The organism is Catenulispora pinistramenti (genome assembly GCF_018274385.1).
Lineage (GTDB): Bacteria > Actinomycetota > Actinomycetes > Streptomycetales > Catenulisporaceae > Catenulispora > Catenulispora pinistramenti.
Map to the genome: position 1 here is coordinate 18,827 of NZ_JAAFYZ010000011.1, position 17,628 is coordinate 36,454.

The following is a 17,628-nucleotide window of genomic DNA, read 5'->3' on the forward strand; positions in this document are numbered from 1 at the left end:
CCCTATCTGATATACCCCGACCACGTAGCCCGAGCCCCGGCGTCCCCGACCCGCACCGTCTGCACCACCGCCGCGACCGCGGCCACCGTCGCGATGATCGCGAAGACCGTGGTCAGCGGCGGCCGCTCGTACTTCTCCGCCAGCACCAGCAAGATGGCGGCGACCAGCAGGCCCAGGACGTACCAGATCAGCGTCATGCCGAGGTTCTTGTGGTCGATGACCTGCTTCAGGGTGCGCAGGCCCGGCTGGTTGTTGAAGAACTGCTCACCGGTGATGCGGGCGATGTAGGTGCCGACCACGGCCAGGGCGTCGACGATGATGATCGCCAGCCCGGCCTTCCCGGAGCGCCACTGCGGGCGGACCGCCATGCCGACCGTGGCCAGCCCGGCCACCGGGATGCCCACGACCACCAGATGGATCACCAGGATGTGGCTGGGCAGGTCGAAGATCTTGTAGGTCACCGATGCCTCCGTGTGATGCGTGTGCTGGAGCTAACGTACGGCACCTGTCTACGGGTTCAATGCGGAGGCCAGCTGTTTATGGTGTGCGGCGCGGCCGGCTGTTTCAGCGGCCCATGCGCCGGGCCCAGAATTCGGCCTGGGCGTCTGCGGTGTCATTGAAGAACTCGAGGATGCCCTGCGAGGAGAACGTCTCCACGCCCGTGACGTCCCGCGCCTCCAGCACCGCCTCCCCGGGCACCTGTCGCGCCGGCTCTATAGCGTTCCCTGTAGAGCGCGGAGCGCCTTCTGCAGAGCCCGGAGCCTCCACCTCCACCCCGCGCCCCAACAACCGCATATCGGCCACCAGACACGTCACAGCACCCGCCGCGTCCCGCCCGATCCACACCGGATACGACCCGTCCCCCTTCCCGCTGGGGAACGTCAGCAGCTCCCCGATCCCATCCCCGGGGATCGTCGCTTCCGCGGCCTCGGCATCGTCCGCATCCTGATACGCCGCCAGCGCCGGCACCGCGGAAGCGTCCATGAACGCGGCAGTCCCCGAGTCCACCACGAACCCGAAGAACTCCGACGCCCCCAACAGCCGCTCATCCTGCCCCGGCCGCAACGCCAACTCCCACGTCTCCGTCGCCGCCCCGCTCACCACCACCCGGGCCGCCGCGACCACGTCCACCTGCCGCCCCGCACCCCGGATCCGCGCGGTCTCCATCGCGTACTCACCCGGAGCGAGGGTGACCGTATAAGGCGCCGCCGCCTGTTCCCCCTGCAACTCCACCGTCGCCGGATCCGCCGCCACGACCCGCCCGGTCGTCAGCCGCAGCCGCCCGACGGCCCCGGGCTCGCGCACCTCGAACACGTCGCCCTGCCCGTTCCGGATCCGCGCCCCCGCGACGAACAGCGCCTCCAACGCCGTCGGCTTCGCCCCCTCAGGGGCGCTCCACGGCGCCCAGAACGCCCCGGTGGCCTCCGTCTCCGGATCCGGCGCCGTGCCGAACTCCAGCGGCTCGAAGGCGCCGAGCAGCCACCCGTCCACCGGCCACCGGCCGAACTCCAGCAGCGGGATCCGGTGCAGCGGACCCGGCAGCTTCACGTAGCTCGTGAACTGTCCCCGCCGCGCGTCGTCCAGCGTGGCCCGCACCGGCTCGTCCGGCCAGAACCGGAACGTGATCCGCAGGTCCGCGCCGAATTCCGGCTCTTCGTCGTCCACATGCCGCCACGCCTTGAGCTCGCGCAGCATCAGGTGGTCGTCGAGGTCCCGGTAGGAGAACTTCAGCGAGCGCCGGCCCGCCAAGTCGAACGCGAACACGCCGACATACCCGGCCCCGGTGTCCACCTGGACCAGCGCCCGCGGCTCCGCATCGATACTGAGCAACACCGCATAGCGCCGCCCCGCGGAGTGCCGTTCCCGTGCGGTCTCTTCCTTGAGCGGCCGGAACATCGCATGGGCCGCGGCATCCCAGCCCTCGCAGTACGCGACCTCGACGCGCGTCGCCTCCATCCCCAGCCTTCCCCTATTCCACAGCCTTCTTCAACGCCCCGATCAGCAGCGTCAGATCGGTCGGTCCGCTGTCCGCGTCCCGCCGGGCGCGCACCGCGCGCACTGGGTCCCCCAGTTCGTGCCAGTCCTGAATGCGCACCATAGGCCGATTCGACAGCGAAGCCGAGGACGCCATCGGAACCCCGATACCCGCTGCCTGGAACGGCACTACCGCCCCCGACGGCAGCTTCGCCTGCGCACGCCCGGGCAGATACGGCCCGCCCGGCGCCGCGGTGGCCGCCCCGGCGCCCAGCACCAGCCGCGACGCCTCCGGGTTCGACGTCTGCATCGCCACCCGCAGATCCGCGGCCAGGCACACCGGCGCGTTGAGCGCGGCCAGGAAGGCCCGCTCCCCGGTGGCGTTCCCCGGGGCGCCGTAACCGGCGGTCTCGATGACGGAGGCGCCCAGCACTATCCGCAGCCCGAACCGCCGCCCCCGGTCGGCCAGCCCGGCCAGCGCCTCCACGAACGCCGGGTGCTCGGCGGCCAGCGCGGTCAGGTTGTCGACGGCCAGCAGTATCCGCGGCGGCATCCTGCGCCCCGCGCTCACACCGACCGGGACCAGGGCGGTCGACCGACCGCCTTGCGATGAAGACAAGGACGGCATCGGCTGCACCGAAGGACTCCCCGGCGTCCCGCCGAAGCCGGCGCCCGAATCCTCGTGCTCCGGCGGCCACTCCCGCTGGTCCAGTTCGTACTCCAGCCGCCGCACCAGCCGCTCCAACGCCTCCTCGCCGACCGCGGAGGCGTCCACGTACTCGAACACGTGCGGCAGGTCCTCGCAGGACGCCAGCGGCTTGCCGGGGCCCGCCGACACCAGCGCGATGTCCAGGGTGTCCGGGTGGTTGGTCGCGGCCTGCCCGGCCACCACCGCCCGCACCATCTCCGACACGCCCGAACCGGCGTCGCCGCCGATCAGCACGTGCGCCGGCTCGGCGGCCAGCGGGCCGTCGGCCACCCGGCCCAGCGCGATCCGCGGCGTCGCCGGGTGCGCGTCCCAGCGCGCGGACAGCTTGGCCGGGGTCAGCAGCTCCAGGCCGAGCAGTTCCAGCAGCCGCACCTGTTCCGGCAGATGCGACGTGGGGGAGACCCGGTCGATGCGGGTCTGCTCGTCCGGGGACGTCGGGACGTCGGTACGGTCCCGCAGCGGCGCCAGCGCCCGCGCGAAGCGGTCCGCCCACGCCACCGACACCATGTCGGCCACCGCGCCCTCGACCGGCGCGAAGTGCGGGGCGTCGACGCGCAGCCGGGAGTTCACCTCACCGCCCAGTGTGACCATCGCACCGGTCTGCGCCGGCAGATCGCCGGGACGCTCGGCCAGGCACAGGGTGAACACCCCGGCCGCCGGCCCCTCGGTCAGCACCTCGTTCAGCTCCGGGGAGCCCGTCAGCGCCCGGATCGGATCGACGACCAGCACCACCGCGCGGCCGGAATCCGGGGTAGAGGTCTCGCCCGGCCCGGGAGGGGGCGTGCGCCCGGTCCGCTGCCGGATCCGGTCGACCAGCTCCGTCAATCGGGCCCGCGCCTGCTCCGGGCCCAAGCCCAACAGCCGCGAGCAGTCCTGGTCGTCCTCGGGGATCAGGTGCGGCAGCCACCTGGTCCAGCGCCAGTTCTCCTCGCCGGCCGTGGCGCCGTTCCCGGCGGCGCTCTCCGGGGCGATCATCACGATCTCCACGTACTTCGGGCTGTGCGCCCCGGCCACCTGCGCGAGCGCGTAGCGCGCCAGCCGCGCCAGTTCCGGACGCGGCCCCACTAAGCCGACCACCCCGCACTGCGCCAGGTCCACGGTCACCGGCACAGTCGGCACGCGCGGCTGCACTGCCTTGCCGCCGACCACGGTCACGTTCGACGGCAGCGCCCCGGTTCCGAGCCGCAGCCGCAGGAAGTCCGGCTCCCCGGGACGGCGTTCCCAGAGGCGCGCGTCGGGCCGTACCGCGGACACCAGCAGGGTCGCCGGGTCCGGGGCCGCCTCGCGCCGGATGCGGGCCTCGGCGGTGAGTGCGCCGGCGATGCGGCGGTCCGCGTCCGCGCGTTCCCGCTCGTACTGTTCCATCGCGGTACGGCGTGACGCGGGGCGTCCCTTGTCAGTAGGGCGGGGCGGGAGGTCGATGCGTACTTGGGGCGGATCGGCCGGACCGCGTCCCCAGCCGACCCGGCCGACCGACACGTGGCCGCTTCCGTCGGGGTGCACAGGGAGGTCCGGAACGCCGCCAGCCTCAACGGAGAGAGCTATAGAGGATTCGCCCATACGCAATAGAGAGCCCGGGCGCATCTCTACCGGAGCGCCCCCTACTTGCGCGCCGTCCAGCGTCATCCCGTTGGTCGACCCGAGGTCGCGGACGTAGACCCGCGTGTACTCGTGTTCGTGGCGCACCAGGAGCTCGGCGTGGATCCGGGAGATATCGGGATCATCCACCCTGATGTCGGCGTCCGCCCCGCGCCCGACCCGGATCGGGAGTTCCCCTCCGTAGCCGTCATCCTTAGGAGTGAGAAGGTGAACGCCTCCTGCGTCCGGCCCGGACACCACATATAGCGCGAGATTGCCGATTAAGGTCGCGGGCGTGCCGGGCACGTCCAGCCACAGCCGCGCACCGTCCACGAGCAGCGGCCGGCCCAGCGGCGCCTCGTCCTCCAGCGGGTCCAACCCGGCGAACAGGCGTCCCGGCGCGCTGACCCCCGCAGCGGTGCGCAACTGCTGCGCTACAGAAGAAAGAGTGGCGCCCGGCTCGGCGGTCACTAGAACGTCAGCGGAAGTCTGTCGGGATCCTTGGGTTCGGGTGACGGTGAGCCGGATCTGCATGGGGTGCATCCTCGCATGAGGTGACAGCTACGCGACACGGATGGCCTCTCAAGCCATAGTCTTTGCCCTGGAGGGTTCTTCTTAAGCTGCCCAGGCGTCTATAGAGAGGGTTCTCCGTGTCGCGCCGAGTGTGTGTGGAGTGCGCGGGTTAACAGCAGTGGTCCTTGGTACTTGGGGGGATGAGGAGCAGCGTGGGCAGGGCGATCGGAAGCAGGTACGAGCTCGACGACGAGATCGGCCGCGGAGCCTTCGGCGCGGTCTGGCGCGGCCGGGTCCGGGCCACCGGCGAGGCCGTCGCCATCAAGGTGCTCCTTGAGGAGTTCGCAGCCGACGCCGACGTGGTGACCCGGTTCCTGCGCGAGCGCGCGGCCCTGGTCGGCCTGAACCACCGCTCCCTGGTGCGGCTGCGCGACCTGGTGGTCGAGGGCGACATCCTGGCGCTGGTGATGCAGCTGGTCGAGGGCCCGGACCTGAAGAAGTACCTGGCCGGGCGCGGCCGTCTGGAGCCGGACGAGGCCGGGCTGCTGGTCGCCGAGGTCGCCGAGGGCATGGCCGTGGCGCACTCGGCCGGCATCGTGCACCGCGACATCAAGCCCGCCAACGTGCTGCTGGAGCAGGCCGACGGCGGGCTGCGGCCGCTGCTGACCGACTTCGGCATCGCCCGGATCGCCGACGCCCCCTCGGTGACCCGCACCCACCAGGTCGTCGGCACGCCGTACTACCTGGCGCCGGAGGTGGTGGCCGGGAAGAAGGCCACGCCGGCCGCCGACGTGTACGCCGCCGGCGTGATGCTCTACGAGCTGATCACCGGCCACCCGGTCTTCCGCGGCCCGGACGCGGTCAGCGTCTTCCGCCAGCACATGAACACCGTGCCGGAGCGGCCCGCGGAGATCCCGCAGCGGCTGTGGCCGGTCATCGCCGCGGCCCTGGTCAAGGAGCCGGAGGCGCGGCCCTCGGCGACCGTGCTGGCCGCCCAGCTGCGGGCCGCCATCGGCCGAACCCCGGAGGGCGCCGACGGCGAGCCCACCTACCACCTGCCGGTGGAGGAGCGGTACGGCACGCTGCGCCTGCCCCCGATGGCCGGAGGCGTCGCCGCGGCCGCCGGCGGCGACGTCTCGATGCCCGGCCAGGGCCCGGCCTCGGCCGGCGCCCCGACCACCGCCCTGCCCGCGGTGTCCCCGGCAGCCGCCGCGGCCGCCGCCAAAGCGGCCTCCGCCGCGGCGTCCGCCATCGAGCCGACCATCCCCGTGGTCCGGCCCGCGTCGGCCGCCTCCGGCCCGCTCCCGCAGCGCCAGGCCCGGGTCGACGGCAAGATCGCCGGCTGGGACGCGCCCTCGGAGCCGGACGCCATCGGCGCCGGTGTGTCCCGCCGCCCCGCCGAGCCCGGCAAGGTCCCCGGCTGGGACGCCCCGTCGGACCCGGACGCGATCGGCGCCGGCGTCTCCCGGCGTGCGGGCGGCCCGCCCCCGCCGATGCCGCCGCAGATGCAGCGCCAGTTGGAGCAGCTCCACAAGGAGCACCAGCCCGACTCGGCCGCGGCCGCCCACCAGCAGCGCCTCGCCTCCTACCCGCCGCAGCCGCAGTTCGCCCCGCAGGGCTACCAGCAGCCCGGTCCCCAGGGCTACCAGCACCCGGCGCCGGGGCAGCCGTACCAGGCGCAGCAACCGAGCTACCAGCCCACGCAGTTCCAGGGCAGCGCCGCCGCCCCGCCGCGACCGGTCGCGCAGGCGCCCAGGCAGGCCCCGGCCGCCCCGCCGCGCCAGCAGCCCCCGCCGCGTGAGCGGGAACGGGAGCGCGAACGCGAGCGCGAACAGCCCCGTCCGGCGGCGCAGAAGACGGTCGTCAAGCGGCGCCGCGGCCTGCCGATGGGCTGCTTGATCAAGCTGGCGATCCTGGCCCTCATCGGCTTCGGCATCTACACCGGCGTGAACTGGGCGATGGCCAAGATCAACGGCATCCATCACGACCTGAACAACTGGGTCTCGCGCGAATGGCACCAGATCGCGCAGAAGATCGACCTGGAGAAGAAGAAGGTTCCGCAGATCCCGGGTCCCTCCGACCTGCCCTCCTCCTTCCCGGGCTCGGACAAGACCGGATGACGACCCCTGTGACGACCCCGTGACGACGACGGAACCGAAGACGACTATCGATCACCCGCTGGCCGCCTGAGTCGACCACCTGACGACCGCTACGGCGAGCCCGCTTGCCCGAAAGGCGTGCGGCGCGGGAAAGTTTCGTGTCCCCCGTTTCCCCCGCGGCGGACACAGCCAGCGGACAGGAGCGAGAAGACCTCGTGGCGCGGAAGATCGGCAGCAGATACACCATCACCACGGTGCTGGGCCGCGGAACCTGCGGCACCGTGTGGGAGGGCGAGGGCCCGGACGGCCCGGTCGCCGTCAAGCTGCTGCGTGAGGACCTGGCCGCCGACCAGACCCTGATCGCGCGCTTCGTGCAGGAGCGGACCGTCCTGACCTCGCTCCAGCACCCGAACGTGGTCGGGGTGCGCGACCTGGTGGTCGACGGCACCGACCTGGCCCTGGTGATGGACCTGATCCGGGGCTCGGACCTGCGCCACCTGCTGGACGACGAGCGCGCGCTGCGCCCGCAGACCGCCGTGTTGATAGTGGCCGGCGTCGCCGAGGGCCTGGCCGCCGCGCACGCCCAGGGCATCATCCACCGGGACGTGAAGCCGGAGAACATCCTGCTGGACCGGGGCAGCGGCTCCCTGGTCCCGCGGCTGGCCGACTTCGGGATCGCGCGCCTGGTCGACGGCCCGCGCCGGACCCGCGCCACCCGGATCATCGGCACCCCGGACTACCTGGCCCCCGAGGTCATCGAGGGCCTGCAGCCGGGCCCGGCGGTGGACATGTACGCGCTGGGCACCGTGCTGTTCGAACTGCTGGCCGGCTGGACCCCGTTCGGCGGCGGCCACCCCGGCGCGGTACTGCGCCGGCACGTCACCGACAAGATCCCGCCGCTGCCCGGCGTCCCCGGCCCGCTGGCCGCGCTGGTCGCCTCCTGCCTGGCCAAGGGCCCGGCGGCCCGGCTGACCGCCTCGGAGTTCGCCGCCCGGCTGCGCGAGCTGGCCCCGATGCTGGCGGACCTGCCGGCCCTGGACGTCCCGGACCCGCGCGAGGGCGGCTGGGACGTGCGGTCCTCGGCGCGCGCCAGCCTGCACGGCGGCCGCAACCCGACCATCGACCCGATCCCGATGCGGCACAGCGGCATCGTCCCGCTGGTGCACAACGCGGAGGTCAAGGACGAGGACGAGGACACCCACCTGAACCTGATGCGGCCGATCCGCGAGCGGGACGAGGGCGAGGTGCGGCGGCGCTCCGGGACGGGTTCGTACGACGGCTCCGCGCTGCGGTCCGAGCGCGCGGACCGCGCCGAAGGTTCGTCGGGCGGCGCCAAGCGACCGCGCTGGATCGCCGCCACCGCGGCCGCGTTGTTGGTCGGGGGAGCGGCGGCCGCGATCGCCATGGGCATGTCCGGGGGCGACGACTCGGGCAAGGACAATAAGGCGCACTCGCAGGGGCCCGCAGGAGCGGCCACTAATGTGTCCACCCCTCCCGAAACCACCACACGGTCCACCGCGGTGGGGCTGAGCTTCCAGCCGGCGCGCGACTTGCCGCAGCTTCCCGTCTCTATTCAGGGCGGGCCGCGAACGGCTGTCTTTAAGGACTCCTCGGGGACGACGACCCTGTTCGTCTTCGTCACCGGTACCGACGGCACGGTCTGGTACCTGCCCGGCGAGACCAGCCACTCCTGGTTGCCGCTGCGCGGTCTGAAGGCTGGAGCGGAGCCCGCTGTAGTAGCCACTAGCGCGGGGCATCTGGAGCTGTTCGCTATAAGGGAGAGCGACGGAGTCGTCCACCAGCGCAGCTATGCGGACGGCGGCTGGTCGTCGAAGTGGGTGCCGGTCGGGACGGCGAAGCTGCACGGTGCCCCGGGCGCGCTGGCCAATCCGGACGGCTCCGTGGTGGTCGCCGGAGTCGATGGCGGTAGAACGCTGATGACTTCTACAGGGACTCCTAGCGGCTCCTCCGGTGCCTACTCCTGGAGCGATTGGCAGGCGGTTCCGGGCACCGGCAACCTCGCCTCCGGCGTCGCGTTGGCCCCGACCTCGGCGCCGTCGGGGTACACCGCGTACGTACCGCGGGCTTCCGACGGGGGCGTCATGGCGATCGCCTATACGAACAAGCTGTGGGGGACACCTGTTCAGACCCCGCTGTCGGGTCTCCCTACAGCGGCCACGACCGGTGACGGTGCGTCATATATCTTCGTGCGCTCCGGCGGCGGCGCTGTCAAGGCGATGAACGCCAACGGGCAGGCCGGTACCGGGGACCTGCAGTCGGTACTGCCTCCGGGCGCCACCCAGACCCCCGACGGCCGGGTCGCAGTGGTCACGGCGGCGTCTCCCACGAAGCTGCGGGTGTCCTACTCCGGCTAGGCTTGCCACGTGGCTACAGATCCTTCCGAAGAGCTCAAGAACCTCCGCACGACCATGGCCTCCATCGAGGCCGTGCTCGACCTCGACAAGCTGCGCACGCAGATCGCGGATCTGGAGGAGCAGGCCTCGGCCCCGGACCTGTGGAACGACCAGACCAAGGCGCAGGCGGTGACCTCGAAGCTGTCGGGCCTGCAGTCCGAGTTGAACCGGTTCTCCACCCTGAACCGGCGGCTGGAGGACGTCGAGGTGCTCTTCGAACTCGGCCAGGCCGAGGGCGACGCCGACACGTTGGCCGAGGTGCAGGGCGAGCTCATCGACGTCTCCAAGGCGGTCGGCGAGCTGGAGGTGCGCACCCTGTTGTCCGGCGAGTACGACGCCCGCGAGGCGCTGGTGTCGCTGCGCGCCGAGGCCGGCGGCGTGGACGCCGCGGACTTCGCCGAGATGCTGCTGCGCATGTACACGCGCTGGGCCGAGCGGCACGGTTACCCGACCGAGGTCTACGACACGTCGTACGCCGAAGAGGCCGGCATCAAGTCCGCGACCTTCACCGTCAAGGCCCCCTACGCCTACGGCACGCTCTCGGTGGAGCAGGGGACGCACCGTCTGGTGCGGATCTCGCCGTTCGACAACCAGGGCCGGCGGCAGACCTCGTTCGCCGCCGTCGAGGTGGTGCCGGTGATCGAGCAGACCGACCACGTCGACATCCCCGAGGACGAGCTGCGCGTCGACGTCTACCGCTCCTCGGGCCCCGGCGGCCAGGGCGTCAACACCACCGACTCCGCGGTGCGCATCACGCACCTGCCGACCGGGATCGTGGTGTCCTGCCAGAACGAGCGCTCGCAGATCCAGAACCGGGCCTCGGCGATGGCCGTGCTCCAGGCCAAGCTGCTCCAGCGGCGGCGCGAGGAGGATCAGGCGAGGATGGACGCTCTGAAGGACGACTCCTCGGGGTCGTGGGGCAACCAGATGCGCAGCTACGTCCTGCACCCGTACCAGCTGGTCAAGGACCTGCGTACGAACCACGAGACCGGCAACACCACCGCCGTGCTGGACGGGGACATCGATGAGTTCATCGAGGCCGGGATCCGGTGGCGCAAGCAGCGAGAGAACGAATAAAACGGACAGAAGCCGCTATATAGAGCACTTCGCTCTATATAGCGGCTTTCTCGTTCTTTACTACGCTAATGGGCACCACTTATAGCGATGATCCTTAATGGATCGTCGTGGTGAGAAAAGCCACAGCGATGAGCAAGGTCAACAGGACTACGGTCACCGTCGACAGGGACAGGCCCCCGGTCTGGCGGTGCATTTGCGCCCTCTGGCCACGGCAGACGCTGCACCTGCCCTCGGACACCGGTCCCGCGCAGTTCGCGCAAACTAGGTGCTCACAGCACATGCCGCCTCACCTCCTGTGTTCCGTACCCGCTGACAGCCGGTGCGGATTGTGCTTCCCGGCCGAAGGGGCCATGAACCCCTACTTCCGGCGTGTACTGTCATCTCTACTGTGACACTACGACCGAGCGTACGCATAAGTGCCCGCCTGGGCTCGCTGAGGGCTGCGCTTGTCGCGGAGGCGATGCCGGCATGATCAGATTCGACAAGGTCACCAAGACCTACCCCACCCAGAACCGTCCTGCGCTGCAGAATATTTCGCTGGAGATCGAGCGCGGCGAGTTTGTTTTCGTCATCGGTTCCTCGGGGTCCGGCAAGTCGACCTTCATGCGTCTGATCCTGCGCGAGGAGCGGCCCAGCGCCGGCCGGGTGCACGTGGCCGGCAAAGACCTCGCCAAGCTGTCCAACTGGAAGATCCCGCAGCTGCGCCGCCAGATCGGCACGGTGTTCCAGGACTTCCGCCTGCTGCCGAACAAGACGGTCGAGCAGAACGTGGCCTTCGCCCTGGAGGTCATCGGCAAGTCCCGGCCCACCATCGGCAAGGCCGTGCCGGAGGTGCTGGACCTGGTGGGCCTGGGCGGCAAGGGCGGCCGGTTCCCCAACGAGCTCTCCGGCGGCGAGCAGCAGCGCGTGGCGATCGCCCGGGCGTTCGTGAACCGTCCGATGGTCCTGATCGCCGACGAGCCCACCGGAAACCTGGACCCGGAGACCTCGGTCGGCATCATGAAGCTGCTGGACCGGATCAACCGCGCCGGCACCACGGTGGTGATGGTGACCCACGACCAGGCCATCGTGAACCAGATGCGCAAGCGGGTGCTGGAACTGGACAGCGGCAACCTGGTGCGTGACCAGTCGCGCGGCGTGTACGGATACGTCCGCTAGAGCGCCCACGACCCCGCAGCACTAGAAGCAGAACTCACGTAGGAGTCCCGACCCACTATGCGCGCACAATTCGTCCTGTCCGAGATCTTCATCGGCCTACGCCGCAACCTCACGATGACCGTCGCGGTCGTCGTCTCCGCGGCGGTGGCCCTCGGCATGCTCGGCGTCGCGCTGCTGATGCTGTTCCAGACCAGCCACATGAAGGACTACTGGTACAACAAGGTCGAGGTCTCGGTGTTCATGTGCACCAAGGACGACGCGACCCTGCACCCGGCCACCTGCGCCAACGGGCAGGCCTCGCAGAACCAGATGAACAGTCTGCAGTCCGACCTGACCGCCAACCCGCTGGTCCAGCAGGTCTTCCCGGAGAGCCAGGCGGACGCGTACGCGCGTTACCAGCAGCAGTCCGCGGGCAGCACCAGCGGCACCTCGATGGCCCAGTACGTGACCCCGGACCAGATCCCGGCCTCGCTGCGGGTGAAGCTGAAGAACCCCAGCACCGAGAACATCGACGCGATGATCAGCTCCTACCAGGGGCAGCAGGGCGTGGAGACGGTGTCGGACCAGCGGACCATCCTGCAGCCGCTGTTCAAGCTGTTCAACGGCCTCACCGTCTCGGCGACCACGGTCGCGGTGGTGATGGTCGGGCTGGCGCTGATGCTGATCGTGAACACGGTGCGGCTGTCGGCATTCAGCAGGCGCCGCGAGACGGGCATCATGCGCCTGGTCGGAGCGTCGAACTTCTACATCCGATTGCCATTCCTCATGGAAGGCGCGGTAGCCGGCCTCGGCGGCGTCGCGGTGGCGACCCTGGGCGTGGCCAGCTTCAAGTTCTTCCTGATCGACCGGGTCCTGGCCCCGAACTTCACCTTCACCAGCTTCATCGGCTGGGACAAGGTCTTGGTGACGGTCCTGATCCTGATCCCGGTGGGCCTGCTGATGGCGGTCGGCGCGAGCGCCCTGTCGCTGCGGAAATACCTGAAGGTCTAGCACCGTTCTTCGGGGATAATGAACCCCATGCCGAAGGAACAAGGCCAGAAGGTCATCGCCCGCAACAAGAAGGCGCGCCACGAGTACGAGATCGAGGCCACCTACGAAGCGGGCATCTCCCTGACCGGCACCGAGGTCAAGTCCCTGCGCGCAGGCCGCGCGAGCCTGGTCGACGGCTACGCGGTCATCAAAGACGCCGAGGTGTGGCTGCAAGGCGTGCACATCGCGGAGTACGCGGAGGGCACGTGGACCAACCACTCCCCCCGCCGCAACCGCAAGCTCCTGCTGCACCGAGCCGAGATCAACAAGCTCATCGGCAAGACCAAGGAGACGGGCCTGACCCTGATCCCGCTGGAGCTGTACTTCAAAGACGGCAAGGTCAAGGTCGAGATCGGCCTGGCGCGAGGCAAGAAGACCTACGACAAGCGCCAGACCCTCATGGAGCGCCAGAACAAGCGCGAGGCCGAGCGCGCGATGGCCGCCGCCTTCAAGCGGAACAACCGCCGCCGCTAGACCCTGACCAGCGGCTTCGCAATCAGACAGGCCCACTCCCCGCCACCAGTTCGCCCACGGCGAACCCGCTGGAGTCTGCCCCGCCGAACCGCTACCCTTGGATCACGGCCCCGGGAAACCGAAGCCGACAGGTTGACAACAGAACAGAGACGACCAAGCGTCAGAAAACCAAACGTTTCCGACCAGAGTCGTCCAACAAGGGGCCGAACGGTTTCGACATTGGACGTTTTGGCAGGGGAAGCGGGCCGAGGAAGCAGCGATGATCTCGTTAACCACACGCTGCAAAAAAAATAACTGCCAACAAGACGCAGCTGAAGTCGCAGACCGCTTACGGTCTCGCCGCCTGACAATAATCAGGTTATGACTTCTGTCGACCCGGGAGCGCCTCCGGCCCGGTAAGACATCATTAGGAGGATCCACCGCCAGGCACGGCCACAGGGCCAGGCGGGACATCAATGTGGCTGGGCCTGTCAGCAGCGTGCCTGTGAGACTGCCGGGGCCAAGAAAAGCGAACACAGGCTGCGCCCGGAGAAGCCCTGACAAGTCGCCGATGGACGCGGGTTCAATTCCCGCCGGCTCCACTTTGTACTAGTTTGTGATGTTATGGCGGCACCATCGTTTGCGATGGTGCCGCCGTTATCTTTCTCGGACGGCGCTAGGCGTACGAGCCTCAGGCAGACCGCTGCCGCCTCTGATAGCGGGCTGGCAGGGTGCGGCTGTAGGGGCTGGAGTGCCAAAACTCGGTTGGCCTTGCTGGGCCGAGCAACGTATTGGGTATGAACCCGACGACAGCGAACACCGCAGCCAGGTTCACGCGGCCTGGCAGGTCCTGCGCGGTCGCCGACGATCTAGAGCAGCTGAAGGGCCCCACAGACGGCGAGATTCAACTGCCGAACCGCCTGGATTGGGGTCCGCCGCGCAGATACCGTCTGCGTGTCGATACAGACGTTCACCTCTACTACGAGCGGGTTCTTCGCGAAGCCGCCTCCTCGGTCGACCTGAAGGCGTACCTCAACGGCAGCGTGCTTCGGTGACTATGGCGTTCCCTGGTTCTTCCACCCCGCTTGCGCGACAGCTGGGAGTCGCGTTTCCCGACGCTTCGGGAGTCGACCCCTGCGGACACGGAACGGCGGCAGTAGGTGGAGGAGTTCCACCTGCGACTGGCCACGGTTGGGCTGGGTGCATCCGAGCACGATTACGGAAGGCTGCGACTGACGCGGTTGTCGCCGCATACGTCGCCGACGGCCTGACGGCCGATGTAGAGCAGCGCACCGAGTACTACGTCCGGCTGCAAGTGGCCGATTCGAACACTGGCGACGAGAGCAAGGTTGAGCTGGTCCTCGACATACGGCTCAACCCTGTGGTCCGGCTGGCTGTCGGTACCGTGGCTGCGGAACGAGACGCAGGCTTTGATCCGGAGTACTTCGCCGACATGCTGCGAACAGTGCACCGCTTCGATGACGAGGAGTTCGCACGCTACGGCGTCGCCCCCGGCCAGGCAGCCGAGATCAAGAAGCTGGCTGACGAGTGGCGGAGCGCGCTGCGGCCACCCAGCTAAGGGGTGAGTTCACTCAGCCCAGATCGGGGCCGGCGATAGGCGCAAGATCAGCTCCACAATAGGAACAAACCAGGGCCTTTCGGATCTTCCGAAAGGCCCTGGTGTATCGCTGGGTCGTACCGGTGCAGACGGTCCCGAGCGTGCTCAGACTCCCGGCATCACAACGGCGAGTCCCGCTTCCCGCGCCGCGTCGGCCAGGCGCTTGTCGTAGGTGACGAAGAACTCCGGCCGGATTCGCAACGCGGCGGCCAGGTGGATCGCGTCCAGGGACCGTACGGTGACCGGCCTGACCGTCTGGGCCAGGATGCGGATGCCGACGTCGAGGTCGACGAGGTTCACGAGGTCGAGGACGGGGTGTAGCCGAGCAGCGGATTCCGGTACGTAGCGTGCCAAGGCGCGGAACGCTTCGACCTCCAGCAGCGCCGAACTCGTCCACGGCGAGTCGATGCGCTCGTCAAGCCATTCCCGCAACGCGTGGGTCTCGTTCTCGGCGTGGACCAGCTTGACGACTGCGGCCGAGTCCAGATAGATCGAACCCGCCATCTCAGTGTTCGTCCGCGCGTTCGGCGGCGATGAGCTGTGCGACATCGACCCCGTCCGGTTCGCCGAGGTCCATGCGCAAGATGGCCCGCTTCATCGCTGCGGCGCGTTCGGCTCGCATCCCGGCTTCGATGATTGCCTGGCGGATGGCAGCCGAACGAGTCGCGCCATCGAGGGTGAGTATGTCGAGAGCATGGGAGGTCTCGCTGTCGGGGCGGATGGTGATGGTGTCGGCCATGACCCAAGCGTAAGACGAATTGTCTTACGTCGCAACGCGGTCGTCAGCTGCAATGGTCTCCGCGGTGGCGAGTACGGCGAACACCGTACCCGTGAACCATTTCCGCAGGTCAGCAGTGTTCAAGTAGTGCAAGATCAGCTCCACAAAAAGAACAAACCAGGGTCTTCCGGCACCTTCGGAAGACCCTAGTCTGCTTAATGCCGGAGCGGGGCTGTTTGCCAGGCCGAGACAGCGCCGTAGTGGAGATGGCCCGCTGCGCCCGCTCGTGTCATCGGCCGATTGCTGCTTACGGCTAGACGAGCAGCTTTCGTTGCCGTGCCACGAGGGAAACTGCGCGCCCGTACACGGTAAGCGGAGCCCGACGGCACCCAGGCTGTCGATGACGTTGCTGGCTGCGTGTTCTGTCAGCTTCCGCTGCAAACAGAACGTGCACAGCATCCAAAGCGTCCCGTGGACTTCCAACCCATAGGCACGTGCCACGCGAGTCGCCGCCTGATCGTCGCTAATGCTGACGGCGCCATAGAGTTCCGCATAAGCGGCCCGTCAGACACCACACCGTCTGTCAGCTCCCCCCATCCCGTCGCTGACCGTGTCCGGCGACAGGCCCGACACCCGGCCGCCGCCGTGATCCCGCCATGCCCCAGCGCCCCGGGCCGCAGCCCCGCCGCCAGCCGCCTGCCCGCCTGCCCGCCCCGGCTTGTTCGGCGGTCCCGGGCTCCATGGCAGGACCGCAGCCCCGATCGGCGGTGTCCCGCGTCGTTCGAGGTACTTGCGTCGTCCATCCGAAGCGGTACTGACGACGTTGAGGGGCCGCACCGGTCGGTTCGCGTCGGATGGGTTCGCTGCCTTTTCGTAGGGCGTTATGGCAGGCCGGCGGGATCGGTGCCGTGATCGGTGCCGTGAGCGAGGTCGGCGAGCAGCACGTCGATGACCTGCTCCTCTTCGACTCGCACGGCATGGGCCTGCAGGTGTCGCCGCAGCTCTGGGTCCCACGGTGTGTCCCTGGCCCTGGACGATGACAAGGGCGTGCCGAGTCCGCGTGCCACTGCGCGGAGGTAGGCGACGCTGTCGTAGCGCCAGGGGACGGCGCTGGATCCGGTTCGGTCCACCAGGTCGAAGACGCCGGCTGCGATACGGACGCCGCCCCAGTCGAAGTCGCCGTGGTAGCGCACGTTCGCGCATCGGGTGGCGACTTGGCGGAGCAGCCGGTTCGCGGCGACGGACGGCGTGCCTTCCAGGCAGATCAAGGGAGGGCAGGAGGGGCCGAGTTCCGTGGCGGCTGCCGCGACGACGGCCGGGTTCTCGCACACGCTGACGGTGACGCCCGCGAGATCGCCGATGCGGTGGGGCGGGTCATCGGCGGGTGGGTCCGACCAGCTGTCGAGCATACGCAAGGTGAGAACAAGTGGTTCGCCCGCGTTGGCGGCCGCGGTCAGCAGCCGGGCAAGGGTGCCGTCCTCTCCCGGCGGCGGCGGGACGTTGAGGACCAGGACACGTGAGGACAGGTCGTCGGGTGCGACCCCGACCGCCGCCCAGGCCGCGCGGCGGCCTTCGGCGTCGGCGGTGTCGGTGGCCGACAGGCCGGCGAGGGCCCGGATGGCGCTGAGGACGAGTGCGGTCAGTGGGCGGCCGTCGTCCAGGGCGTGGGCGTCGCCCGCGGTGCGGGCGGCCAGGACGGGGCGGACGATGCCGGGGTGGGGCAGGACGGACAGGACGCGTGCTGCCTGCGCGGCGAGTGCGCTGCCTGCGGAGGCGCCGTCGGCCTGTCGTTTGAGGAGGCCGGACGTCCGCACGCGGTCCAGCCACGGTGCCAGGTCGGGGCGGTGCTCGGTGAGGCCGGCCAGTGGTTCGTGCGCGGATTCCCAGGCTCTGGACGAGGCGGCTTCGGCCTCGTGGCGGACGGTGATCGGTCCGCGTAGTACGTGGATGGCCGCGCGAAGCCCGTTCGGGCTCATCTCGGATTCCTTCAGGACGGCGTCGACGTCGCGCAGCCGGATTGTCAGGGACCTGCCGTGGCCCGGCGCGCGTCCGAGCAGTCGTTCGGCGGCGCGGCGCTGGCCGGGATCGGGGTCCGCGAGTGCGACCGTGCCCTCGACGACCGGCATGCCGGCCGCGATGCGTTCGGCGATCCGGTCCACCAGCCATTGCAGCTCCGGTGCGCCGAGCAGGCGTCGCAGCCGCACGGTGTCGATGGACGCGGGTTCGCCGCTGGCCGCGGCCGTGCTGTCCTCTGCCGTGCCGTCCGCTGCCGTGCCGTCCTCTGCCAT

Annotated in this window: 14 protein-coding genes and 1 other RNA gene; 8 read left to right on the forward strand and 7 right to left on the reverse strand. The window is 69.6% G+C overall.

Annotated features, from left to right (window positions below; translation table 11 throughout):
• Positions 1-2: 2 nt before the first annotated feature.
• From KGQ19_RS05215 to KGQ19_RS05225, 3 genes are all read right to left on the reverse strand, one after another.
• Positions 3-461: a DUF2231 domain-containing protein gene (locus KGQ19_RS05215; protein WP_212007910.1), complete on the reverse strand. Its 459-nt coding sequence runs from the start codon at positions 459-461 to the stop codon at positions 3-5.
• 103 nt (positions 462-564) lie between these two features.
• Positions 565-1,956, reverse strand: coding sequence for a DUF4241 domain-containing protein (locus tag KGQ19_RS05220; RefSeq protein WP_212007911.1), 1,392 nt, complete (start codon positions 1,954-1,956; stop codon positions 565-567).
• A gap of 13 nt (positions 1,957-1,969) precedes the next feature.
• The gene (locus KGQ19_RS05225; protein ID WP_212007912.1) at positions 1,970-4,795 is read right to left on the reverse strand and encodes an FHA domain-containing protein; all 2,826 of its coding nucleotides are present in this window, start codon (positions 4,793-4,795) and stop codon (positions 1,970-1,972) included.
• A 191-nt stretch (positions 4,796-4,986) separates the two neighbouring features.
• Here KGQ19_RS05225 and KGQ19_RS05230 point away from each other — a divergent pair, with 191 nt between their 5' ends.
• The 8 genes from KGQ19_RS05230 to KGQ19_RS05265 all read left to right on the forward strand — a co-directional run bounded on the left by KGQ19_RS05230 (position 4,987) and on the right by KGQ19_RS05265 (position 14,583).
• Positions 4,987-6,894 carry a serine/threonine-protein kinase gene (locus KGQ19_RS05230; RefSeq protein ID WP_212007913.1) on the forward strand — a complete coding sequence of 636 codons (1,908 nt, stop codon included), beginning with the start codon at positions 4,987-4,989 and terminating at the stop codon, positions 6,892-6,894.
• Positions 6,895-7,088: 194 nt separating this feature from the next.
• The gene (locus KGQ19_RS05235; RefSeq protein ID WP_212007914.1) at positions 7,089-9,248 is read left to right on the forward strand and encodes a protein kinase domain-containing protein; all 2,160 of its coding nucleotides are present in this window, start codon (positions 7,089-7,091) and stop codon (positions 9,246-9,248) included.
• Between the two features lie 9 nt (positions 9,249-9,257).
• The gene (prfB, locus tag KGQ19_RS05240) at positions 9,258-10,364 is read left to right on the forward strand and encodes a peptide chain release factor 2 (RefSeq protein WP_212007915.1); all 1,107 of its coding nucleotides are present in this window, start codon (positions 9,258-9,260) and stop codon (positions 10,362-10,364) included.
• Positions 10,365-10,832: 468 nt separating this feature from the next.
• Positions 10,833-11,522: a cell division ATP-binding protein FtsE gene (gene ftsE / locus KGQ19_RS05245; RefSeq protein ID WP_212007916.1), complete on the forward strand. Its 690-nt coding sequence runs from the start codon at positions 10,833-10,835 to the stop codon at positions 11,520-11,522.
• Between the two features lie 57 nt (positions 11,523-11,579).
• Positions 11,580-12,512, forward strand: a complete 933-nt coding sequence (gene ftsX / locus KGQ19_RS05250; protein WP_212007917.1) for a permease-like cell division protein FtsX — start codon at positions 11,580-11,582, stop codon at positions 12,510-12,512.
• Between the two features lie 27 nt (positions 12,513-12,539).
• Positions 12,540-13,025, forward strand: coding sequence for an SsrA-binding protein SmpB (smpB, locus tag KGQ19_RS05255; RefSeq protein WP_212007918.1), 486 nt, complete (start codon positions 12,540-12,542; stop codon positions 13,023-13,025).
• Between the two features lie 199 nt (positions 13,026-13,224).
• Positions 13,225-13,609: a transfer-messenger RNA gene (ssrA, locus tag KGQ19_RS05260) on the forward strand.
• 710 nt (positions 13,610-14,319) lie between these two features.
• Positions 14,320-14,583 (forward strand): hypothetical protein, encoded by a 264-nt coding sequence (locus KGQ19_RS05265; RefSeq protein WP_212007919.1) that lies wholly within the window; start codon positions 14,320-14,322, stop codon positions 14,581-14,583.
• A gap of 144 nt (positions 14,584-14,727) precedes the next feature.
• Here KGQ19_RS05265 and KGQ19_RS05270 read toward each other — a convergent pair whose 3' ends face one another.
• The 4 genes from KGQ19_RS05270 to KGQ19_RS05280 all read right to left on the reverse strand — a co-directional run bounded on the left by KGQ19_RS05270 (position 14,728) and on the right by KGQ19_RS05280 (position 17,628).
• Positions 14,728-15,126, reverse strand: coding sequence for a type II toxin-antitoxin system VapC family toxin (locus tag KGQ19_RS05270; protein WP_212007920.1), 399 nt, complete (start codon positions 15,124-15,126; stop codon positions 14,728-14,730).
• A gap of 1 nt (position 15,127) precedes the next feature.
• Complete coding sequence (locus KGQ19_RS05275; protein WP_212007921.1) at positions 15,128-15,361, reverse strand: hypothetical protein; 234 nt, start codon at positions 15,359-15,361, stop codon at positions 15,128-15,130.
• A gap of 24 nt (positions 15,362-15,385) precedes the next feature.
• Positions 15,386-15,868 carry a hypothetical protein gene (locus KGQ19_RS53620; RefSeq protein WP_498038946.1) on the reverse strand — a complete coding sequence of 161 codons (483 nt, stop codon included), beginning with the start codon at positions 15,866-15,868 and terminating at the stop codon, positions 15,386-15,388.
• 353 nt (positions 15,869-16,221) lie between these two features.
• Positions 16,222-17,628 (reverse strand): TIGR02679 family protein, encoded by a 1,407-nt coding sequence (locus KGQ19_RS05280; RefSeq protein WP_212007922.1) that lies wholly within the window; start codon positions 17,626-17,628, stop codon positions 16,222-16,224.